We start from the raw sequence: 7,782 nt of genomic DNA, 5'->3' as shown, positions 1-7,782 counted from the left end.
GACGAGCTCGGCACCGCCGGCGAGGCACAGCCGGCGTCCGACAGCGGCGCTCTCGGGGCGGAGGAAGACCCCGCCGGCCTCCTGCACCAGCAGCGCTCCTGCCGCGTAGTCCCACGGGCTCAGGCCGCGCTCGAAGTAGCCGTCGAGGCGGCCCGCCGCGACGTACGCGAGGTCCGTCGCGGCGCTGCCGCCACGGCGCAGGTCACGGGCGATGGGCATCACCCGGCCGACCGTGGCGAGGTCGCCGGCGTGCGTGTTCGGGTCGTAGCCGAAGCCGGTCGCGAGCAGCGCACCCGCCGGCCCCGGCTCGGCGATGTGCAGGCGCTCGCCGTTGCGGAACGCGCCCTCGCCGCGGACGGCGGAGAAGGTCTCCCCCACGACCGGCGACTGCACGACTCCGGCGAGCGCGGTCCATCGGTCGGGGTCGCTGCCGCCTTCGACGGCCGCGATGCTGACCGCGTACAGCGGGATCCCCGAGGCGTAGTTGACCGTCCCGTCGATCGGGTCGACGACCCAGGTGATGCCCGTGGATCCGTCTCCGCCACCCGACTCCTCGCCGAGGAAGCCGTCGCCCGGACGCTCTGCGCTCAGGCGCGCACGGATCAGCGCCTCAACCTCGCGGTCCGCCTCGGTGACGATGTCCGCCAGCGACGACTTGCTCGCCGCGATCGACACCCCTTCCGCGCGCCGCCGCTGCGCCAGCTCGCCGGCCTCGCGGGCGATCTCGATCGCGAGGTCGCGGAGTTCTGCAGCGGTCACTGGGCGGCCGGAGGCGTCGGTGCGGCTGGGGGCGCGGCGGGCGGCGCCGGCGGGAAGTCGGGCGCGGCCTCCGTCGACGGCGCGGCCGGATCCGCGTCGACCGCGGACGACTCCGCGTGCAGCTCCCCTGTCAGCCCGTGGCCACCCGTGGTCGGCGGTGCGGCGCCGTCGGTTGCGGGCTGCGCAGGGGCGTCAGGGGCGACGGGGGCGACGGGCGCGGCCTGGACCGGCGCGGGAGCAGGGGCCGCCGACGGCGCGGTCGCGTCGACGCCGAGCTGCGCCATGGCGGCCTCGGTCGCGGACTGCGTGGGCACGGGAGGGACCGGCGCGGGAGCCTGCCCGGGGATCGTCGCCCCCGGCGAGGGCATGCCCGTGTAGTACGCGTTCCAGTCCGGGCTGCCATCCGCGAAGAACGGCAGCGGCGTGCGGCCGTCGGCATAGGTGGGCCACGGCTGCGGCTCGGCGACGGGGTACGCGACCGCGGCCGGTGCGGCGTACGCCACGAGCGCGGGTGCGACGGGCGCCGGCTTCTTCGGTGCGAACAGCGCGTTCAGCAGCGGGATCAGCATCGTGCCGACCGCGGTGAGGATCGTGAGCGCGACGACGATCCGCCAGTACAGCTCGTCGTAGTGGAAGGTGTGCGGGAACGTCAGGTAGAAGACCAGCATCACGACGAGGCCGGCGAGGAACGCATACGTCACCCACACGATCGCGCGCGTGAACGTGGTCTCATGGCGGGCGGCGGCCTTCTGGAACAGCCGCACGTGCAGGAGGGCGAGCTGCAGGATCCCGACCACGAGCACGAGCTGGAAGAAGCGCTCGATGCCCCCGAAATAGGAGTCGTCGGGCAGCCAGATCTTCACGGCGCCGACCAGCAGCGCGATGATCCAGGACAGCATGCTGAGTAGCGCGAGCCAGTCCTCCCGGTTCGGTGCCAGGCTGGCCTCGAGGATCGCGATCGCCGCGAAGCCGGCGAGCAGCACGATCGTGAGGAACGCGCGGCCGATCAGCCCCTGCTGGTCTCCGATGAGCACCCACACGACGCACACGAGCGCGGCCGCAATGAGGGCTCCGATCGCGATCCAGATCGCTCCGCGGATGAGCAGTGAGGTGTTCGGCCCCGACTTGGCCGGTGTCGTCGTGTTCGCCATGGAATCCCCCGTCTGTGGTGCTCTCATCCTCGCATGCACCGGCGTGCGTGCCACGGGCGATGCGCGATCAGGGGAGAAGTCGCCGGAGCCGAGCGTTGTGGAGGCCGGTGCGCGCCGGGCGATGACGCCGTCGAAGCGGTCGCGGCGAACGGTCAGCGCCCGGAGGACCGCTTCGCGAACGCCGCGATGAGCCCCTGCGCCTCCGGACCGCCGAAGGCCGCGGCGATCGTGCGGGCCTCCTCGTCCAGCTGCTCCGGGAACGTGCGCTCCGCACGGGAGCGGATCAGGCGCTTCGCCTGGCCGTAGGCGCCGAACGCGCCGGACAGCCAGAACCGTGCGACCTCCTCCGCCCTGGTGCGCACGGCGGCAGCGATCGTCGCCGCATCGCCCTCGCCCACCGCTTCGGCCGCGATCCCCCATTCGACGGCTTCCGCGGCCGTGAGCATGCGGTCCGTGAGCAATAGCTGCAGGGCGCGGCGCTCGCCGACCGCCGCGGCCAGCTGCGCGCTGACCGAGAGGTCCGGCGTGAGGCCGACGTTCGCGTAGAGGCTGCCGAAGCGCGAATCGGATCCGACGACCGCGTAGTCGCTCGCGAGCAGGATCCCCAGGCCGCCGCCGGCGGTCGTGCCCTGCGCGGCCGCGACGACCGGCACCGAGGAGGACGTCAGCGTCGAGATGCCGGAGTGGATGACCTGCGCGAGCCGCTCGATCTCGTCGTTCCCGCCCATGCCCGTCGCCATGTCGATCACGTCGCCGCCCGCGCAGAACGCGCGGCCTTCGCCCTCGATCAGGACAGCCCCCACCGCGCTGTCGCCGACGGCGGCGGCCGTCGCATCCGCCCACGCATGCGCGAGCTCGGCGTTGAAGGCGTTCAGCCGCTGCGGACGGTTCAGCGTGATCCGGGCGAGGCCGTCCTCGACGCGGTAGAGCAGGGGCTCGGACATGGTGCTCCTTCGGGATCGGCGGTGATCGCGCGGCACGCAGGCCGCGAGATCAGCCTACCCGCGGCGCACCCACCCGTGGCACGGAGTCTCAAGGAAAGTGAGCCTGAGGTTCAGGTCGTTCGATGTCACGGATGCAGGATCCGGGAACGCATGCACGACGGATCCGCCGTTTCGATCGTGCATCCGTGGCACGATCCTGCATCCGTGTCGGGTGGCCGAGCGCCGTCCAGGGGCACAAGCGGGGTCAGACCTCGCCGAGCACGGAGGCGACGAAGGAGTACACGCGCCGGTGCGTGCCGTCCAGGCGGCGGTCGGCATGCTGGTCCGCGCGGATCTCATTGGGCGCGAGCGGAGGCACGATCCGCGCGCTCTCGTGGCACGAGAGGTCGGCGCAGATGTAGGTGCCCACGACGGACCCCTTGCGCCCCTGCTCCCCCGCGCGACGTGCGGCGAACAGGGCGACCTGGTTGCCGGGCTGCATCGTGTGGCAGAGGTTGCACATCCCGGACCGCACACGGGACGGATCCCCCGCGCGCAGCACGATCCCGAGCGGCTCGCCGTCCTGCTCGATCACGATGTAGCCGTTGCGGGATGCGATCGGATCCCGCCAGGCGAAGAAGTCGAGGTAGTCCCACTCCGCGAGCATCAGATCGTGCGGCATCGCGATCTCGGCGACCTCGTCGGGCTCCGCGTTGCGGAACGACGCCCGGATCTGCTGTTCGGTGAGGGCACGCATGACGACCAGTCTAAGAACGCCGGCGACGGTGCGGGGCGCACGCGGTCGTGCCGGAGCCGAGCGGTTCCACGGAGAAGGGCCCCCGCTCTGCGGAGGCCCTTCATCGTGGGTGGCAAGTGAGGGATTCGAACCCCCGAAGCATTACGCGGCTGATTCATAGTCGGCCGCCTGGCTGATCGCTACGAGCGCGCGGTCGCGGCGGTCGCCGCGTGGTCCGACTTCGAGGCCGCGGTGCGCGCGCCGCCGACGGCCGCCTCGTGTCCCCCCGAGGGCGGCCCGAAGGGCGCTGCCCCGTCGGGCTACTCGAACCTGACGCTGTCGTTCCTCACCCTGGACGAGTGCCGCGGGTTCCTCGCCTCGAGGGGCAGCCGCACGGTCGACCTGTGGGTGCACGACGAGGCCGGCGCGCGCGACGCGATCCGGTTCGCAGCCGCCGCTGAGCGCGCGTACCGGGACCTGGAGGTCGAGGTGCGCGAGAAGCAGGTCGTGAAGGAACGATGCCCCGAGTGCGGATTCATCGCACCGCACGGCAACGTCACCCACGACGAGCGCGGCGCGACCGTCGTGACCTGCCCGTTCTGCTCCCACGAGCTCGCCCGGATCCGCCCCGACGTACACCGCTGGGCCGGATCCGCCGACTGCGAGGTCACGATCCACGACGAGTGCCGCAACGTCGACTGCAGGTGCGACTGCCACCAGCTCGGCGCCCAGTCCCGCCCCGGCGGCGTGCAGGCACTCTGGGACGCCGACCAGCACACCGTCACCAGCCACGTCCGCGTCGGCCGCGCCGCCCACACCTGGCGCGAACCGGTCAAGGGTACCGACGGCGCCGTGCGCTGGATCACGCACCGGATCCCCGGGACCGTTCTCCGCGACTTCCACCAGATGTACCGCGCCGACTGGACCGTCCAGAATGCGCTCACGATCGAGCACACCACCGAGAGGACCGCGGCATGAGCCTTCATAAGCAGAGGAGCCTGCCGCTCCTAGAGGTTCTTCACAAAGCGGATGCCGGTGGGTTGCCAGCCGAGATGCGTGTAGGCCGCATGCGCGTCGTCCCGGTGGTTACCGGAGTTCAGCGTCGCATGCACCGCGCCCTGCTGTCTCGCCCAGTCCTCGAATTTGCTCGTGAGATGGCGCGCGACGCCTTGCCCACGGTGGTCCTCGTCCACCACCAGGGCGGTCAGGCGCGCGACGGGGCTATCGGATTCGACGGTCCAGGCCAGCTGCGCCGTAAGCAGACCGACGACTTCTCCGGCGGTCTCGGCCACCCAACAGGCCGTCATGTCGTCAGCGAGGAGCCGCTGAACGCGTACCAGCACGGACGTGTCATCAGCTGGGTAGCCGAGCTGCTCGAGAAGCCTGCTGAGCGCATGCACATCATCGATGCCGAGGCGACGCACCATCATGACTCCACGCTAGACCCAGGTGGCGTCCTCATCCCCGATCGCACGATTGACGCGAGCGATGAAGCCTAGCTGCCCGGAGTCTTCTCGACGGGAGGCCAGACGACGAGCAGGAACGCCCCGAACGGGCCCAGGAAGAACACGAGGAGGAACCATGCCCAAGCCGAACGGTTTCGGGTCCGTGCGAAACCTCCGGCGAGGATCGCGAGGGTCAGCCACATTGTCGATACGAGTCCAGCCAGGTACTCAATCTGCATGTGCCCGAGCCTACTTACCGCCGCACCGGCACCGGAGAGAGGAGCGCCTGTGAAGGAGTGGATCTCGGTGAAGGAAGCGGCGGTGCTCGCGAAGCGCTCCCCCGCGCGATCTACGAGTGGATCGAGGACAAGAAGCTCGCGATGATCCGTGACGAACGCAACCGGATGCTGGTGCTGGCGAAGGCGGTCGTCCGGCTCAGCCACGAGATCCGGCCGGGGCGTCCCCGCGGAAACCCGACACGCCGCCCCTGAGCGCCGAAAACAAATACGCAATCTCCGCAAAGTAGGCACGATAGAACGTAGATGGTGGATCACTCCACCCAGAACGAACCCCCACCTCGCACGAGTCCGGGGTTCGTCTGCAAGTTGCACAGGCCCGTTAGGGTCGGTCCGTGAACTACAACGCGAGTTACTGGCTCATGATCGCTCAGGTCATCCCAGTAGTGATGCTGGCTCTCGTCGTGGAGGGCCGCTACATGGCTCGCCAACTGTCTCGGAAGAGGGATTTCAGGAGCAACTCCCCGATCCGGGTCACATACGCGGTGATCTTCCTTGCAAACTGCTTTGCCCTGTTCTTCGGGTTCTTTCTCGCCACGCGTGGAGCTGGCGGAGTCGAACTCCAGCGATGGCAGATAGCAGTCGCAGACTCGTCGGTTAATTTCGGCGTGGCAACGGTCTTCTTGAGCCCCGCGCTCGGGATCATCTACGCGTTGCTCGGCGACAAGGTCGTCGAGGTGCACCGCCAGATGCCGTACTCCAAAGCGGCACGGGACCGCCGAGCCAAGCGCCGACGGCTTGAGGTACTTGACGCCCTCCAGCGCGAGTACCAGGTGTTTCGACTCGAAGCCCGGTCTGACATCGCTGACCTCTACATCCGCGCATACCAACTGTTCCGCGAAAGTGGGAACAGCGGAAGCGATGAAAGTGAACTCGAGGAGGCGCTCGCTGAAATCGATGAGCTTGCAGCCTTGTTTGGGGCGAAGCTTGTAAACACCGACGAGCGCATCGCGGCGGCAGTTGAAGCGCATGAAGCCCGCGATGAGCTAATGAGTGAAATCGAACGTGAAGCGTTCCGCGCGCAGTTGAGGCTGACCGCAGGTCGATAGCGCCCCCGACACGGAATCCGTGCAGCGACGGAGCGACCAGGTGACAGCAGCGATGCTCGCCGAGTATGCCCGCCGCTCGCGACACGCCGCCAACTCTGAGCGTGCACGTACCCTGCCAATGTGCCAGCGAGCCACGCGACCGCAGGTCCCGGCAGCACGTCGGCCACGGCGTCGAGCACCTGCGGAGCGACGCTCACCACGATCGCGAGAAGTGTGGTCGCGGCGAGCACGACCTGCACCATGGTGCGGATCCATCGCTGGTTGGGGAACCAGATCTTGTTCATTGCCCCTCCTCGGGGTATCGCTACCCTCGCCGGCGTCAGCGCCGCGATCTCCCGCGTCATGGCCATCCCCGCGATCGACGAGTGGCTCCGGAAGTTCGGCGCCGGATCCGCGCCCGCCGGCGCGATCACCTACACGCCGCTCAGCGGTGACGCGATCGGCCTCACCCGACGCCAGTATCGCGCGATGGTGGACGGCGCCGACACCGGCGAGAAGGACTGACCCACGCAACGCGAACCGCCCCGCTTCTCTTCGAAGAAGCGGGGCGGTTTCGTCGATAGGCAGCGGATTATGTCTGCACGTTGTACGAGTTGGAGGTGAATCCATCATTGTTGCCAAGATTCGGATCCGTGACGTTAGCGCCAGTCGCTCCAACAGCGGCGTAGGGTCGAGTGCCCTGATCGAGGTGCCCCGGAATTGTCGTCGTGGAGTAAAGAACTCGAATTACGGTGCTCTGGCCAGGCGCCAGCGTGATCGAGGGATTATCGAACATGAACACTCGACGCAGACCGCTCTGGTCGTAGTTGGTGACGTACGACCATCCCGTCGTGGGCGTGTGCGGAGAGAGGGGCGTGCCGGACGAGGTGTCGTGCCCCTGGTAGGTAAACGACACGAGGCACCGTAGTCCTGTCACCGGGTCTGGACCGTTGTTCCGGATCGTGACGTCGACGAAGAGACCGCTCCCTGCCGTGAACGTGGGCCGCCCATCGGGACCGGGTGGTGGGACGTCCCCCGGGCCTCCCTGCGGCATCCACGCAATCGAGACCATCTGCAGATCAGCCGTCACGGGTGTCGCAGGAACCGATGCAGCCCGGGCAGGTACGGCGACTGCCGCCGCGAGGACAGGGACCGACCACGCGGCCCCTTTCACCAGAGTTCTCCTCGCGATTCCGTTCTGCTCAGTTACCTCTTTCATTTGTCCCCCAAAGGTTCTCAAGTGTCTATTCGGAATATCCGCGGTCCTATCGAGCAGCAAACGACACAGAATGACCGGGCGCTTCCGATCGCGGCTGAGATTTCTCCGATTCTATGAGTCGTCAATTCATGGGCACCATCCCACCCGGGGTGATCTTTCGGGGTGAAAATCGGTGTGGTATTGCCAACAGGACATTGCTCCGAGTGCGCATTGCCGATTAAAGCC

10 protein-coding genes are annotated in these 7,782 nt (G+C 68.4%); 4 read left to right on the top strand and 6 right to left on the bottom strand.

What is annotated here, in order from left to right:
• From B7X32_RS15975 to B7X32_RS15960, 4 genes are all read right to left on the bottom strand, one after another.
• Nucleotides 1-759 (bottom strand): inositol monophosphatase family protein (locus tag B7X32_RS15975; RefSeq protein WP_292721768.1); only part of this gene is annotated, 759 nt, incomplete at its 3' end.
• Entirely contained in the window at nt 756-1,910 is a 1,155-nt protein-coding gene (locus tag B7X32_RS15970; RefSeq protein ID WP_292721765.1) for a hypothetical protein, read from the bottom strand. The genes B7X32_RS15975 and B7X32_RS15970, both read right to left, overlap by 4 nt.
• 152 nt (nt 1,911-2,062) lie before the next feature.
• Entirely contained in the window at nt 2,063-2,854 is a 792-nt protein-coding gene (locus tag B7X32_RS15965; RefSeq protein WP_292721762.1) for an enoyl-CoA hydratase/isomerase family protein, read from the bottom strand.
• Between the two features lie 244 nt (nt 2,855-3,098).
• Nucleotides 3,099-3,590 (bottom strand): FBP domain-containing protein, encoded by a 492-nt coding sequence (locus B7X32_RS15960; protein WP_292721760.1) that lies wholly within the window; start codon nt 3,588-3,590, stop codon nt 3,099-3,101.
• Between the two features lie 231 nt (nt 3,591-3,821).
• Here B7X32_RS15960 and B7X32_RS15955 point away from each other — a divergent pair, with 231 nt between their 5' ends.
• The gene (locus tag B7X32_RS15955; protein WP_292721757.1) at nt 3,822-4,547 is read left to right on the top strand and encodes a hypothetical protein; all 726 of its coding nucleotides are present in this window, start codon (nt 3,822-3,824) and stop codon (nt 4,545-4,547) included.
• A gap of 29 nt (nt 4,548-4,576) precedes the next feature.
• Here the strand turns inward: B7X32_RS15955 and B7X32_RS15950 are convergent, their stop codons facing one another.
• Together B7X32_RS15950 and B7X32_RS15945 are read right to left on the bottom strand one after the other, a co-directional pair.
• Nucleotides 4,577-4,999, bottom strand: coding sequence for a GNAT family N-acetyltransferase (locus tag B7X32_RS15950; RefSeq protein WP_292721755.1), 423 nt, complete (start codon nt 4,997-4,999; stop codon nt 4,577-4,579).
• 65 nt (nt 5,000-5,064) lie between these two features.
• Complete coding sequence (locus B7X32_RS15945) at nt 5,065-5,253, bottom strand: hypothetical protein (RefSeq protein WP_292721753.1); 189 nt, start codon at nt 5,251-5,253, stop codon at nt 5,065-5,067.
• Between the two features lie 57 nt (nt 5,254-5,310).
• Here B7X32_RS15945 and B7X32_RS15940 point away from each other — a divergent pair, with 57 nt between their 5' ends.
• From B7X32_RS15940 to B7X32_RS15930, 3 genes are all read left to right on the top strand, one after another.
• Complete coding sequence (locus B7X32_RS15940; protein WP_292721750.1) at nt 5,311-5,505, top strand: hypothetical protein; 195 nt, start codon at nt 5,311-5,313, stop codon at nt 5,503-5,505.
• 140 nt (nt 5,506-5,645) lie between these two features.
• A complete protein-coding gene (locus B7X32_RS15935) occupies nt 5,646-6,359 on the top strand; it encodes a hypothetical protein (RefSeq protein WP_292721747.1) in 714 nt (237 codons plus the stop codon).
• A gap of 120 nt (nt 6,360-6,479) precedes the next feature.
• Nucleotides 6,480-6,863, top strand: a complete 384-nt coding sequence (locus B7X32_RS15930; RefSeq protein WP_292721744.1) for a hypothetical protein — start codon at nt 6,480-6,482, stop codon at nt 6,861-6,863.
• The last annotated feature ends 919 nt before the right edge of the window (nt 6,864-7,782 follow it).

It is taken from the genome of Microbacterium sp. 13-71-7, assembly GCF_002257455.1.
GTDB lineage: Bacteria > Actinomycetota > Actinomycetes > Actinomycetales > Microbacteriaceae > Microbacterium.
Note: the sequence above shows the minus strand (reverse complement) of the source record. Positions and strands in the feature narration are given on the sequence as shown.

Coding starts and splice junctions, on each gene's coding strand:
- B7X32_RS15965 (WP_292721762.1), bottom strand. CDS start 2,854: ATGTCCGAGCCCCTGCTCTACCGCGTCGAGGACGGCCTCGCCCGGATC.
- B7X32_RS15950 (WP_292721755.1), bottom strand. CDS start 4,999: ATGATGGTGCGTCGCCTCGGCATCGATGATGTGCATGCGCTCAGCAGG.
- B7X32_RS15945 (WP_292721753.1), bottom strand. CDS start 5,253: ATGCAGATTGAGTACCTGGCTGGACTCGTATCGACAATGTGGCTGACC.
- B7X32_RS15970 (WP_292721765.1), bottom strand. CDS start 1,910: ATGGCGAACACGACGACACCGGCCAAGTCGGGGCCGAACACCTCACTG.
- B7X32_RS15960 (WP_292721760.1), bottom strand. CDS start 3,590: ATGCGTGCCCTCACCGAACAGCAGATCCGGGCGTCGTTCCGCAACGCG.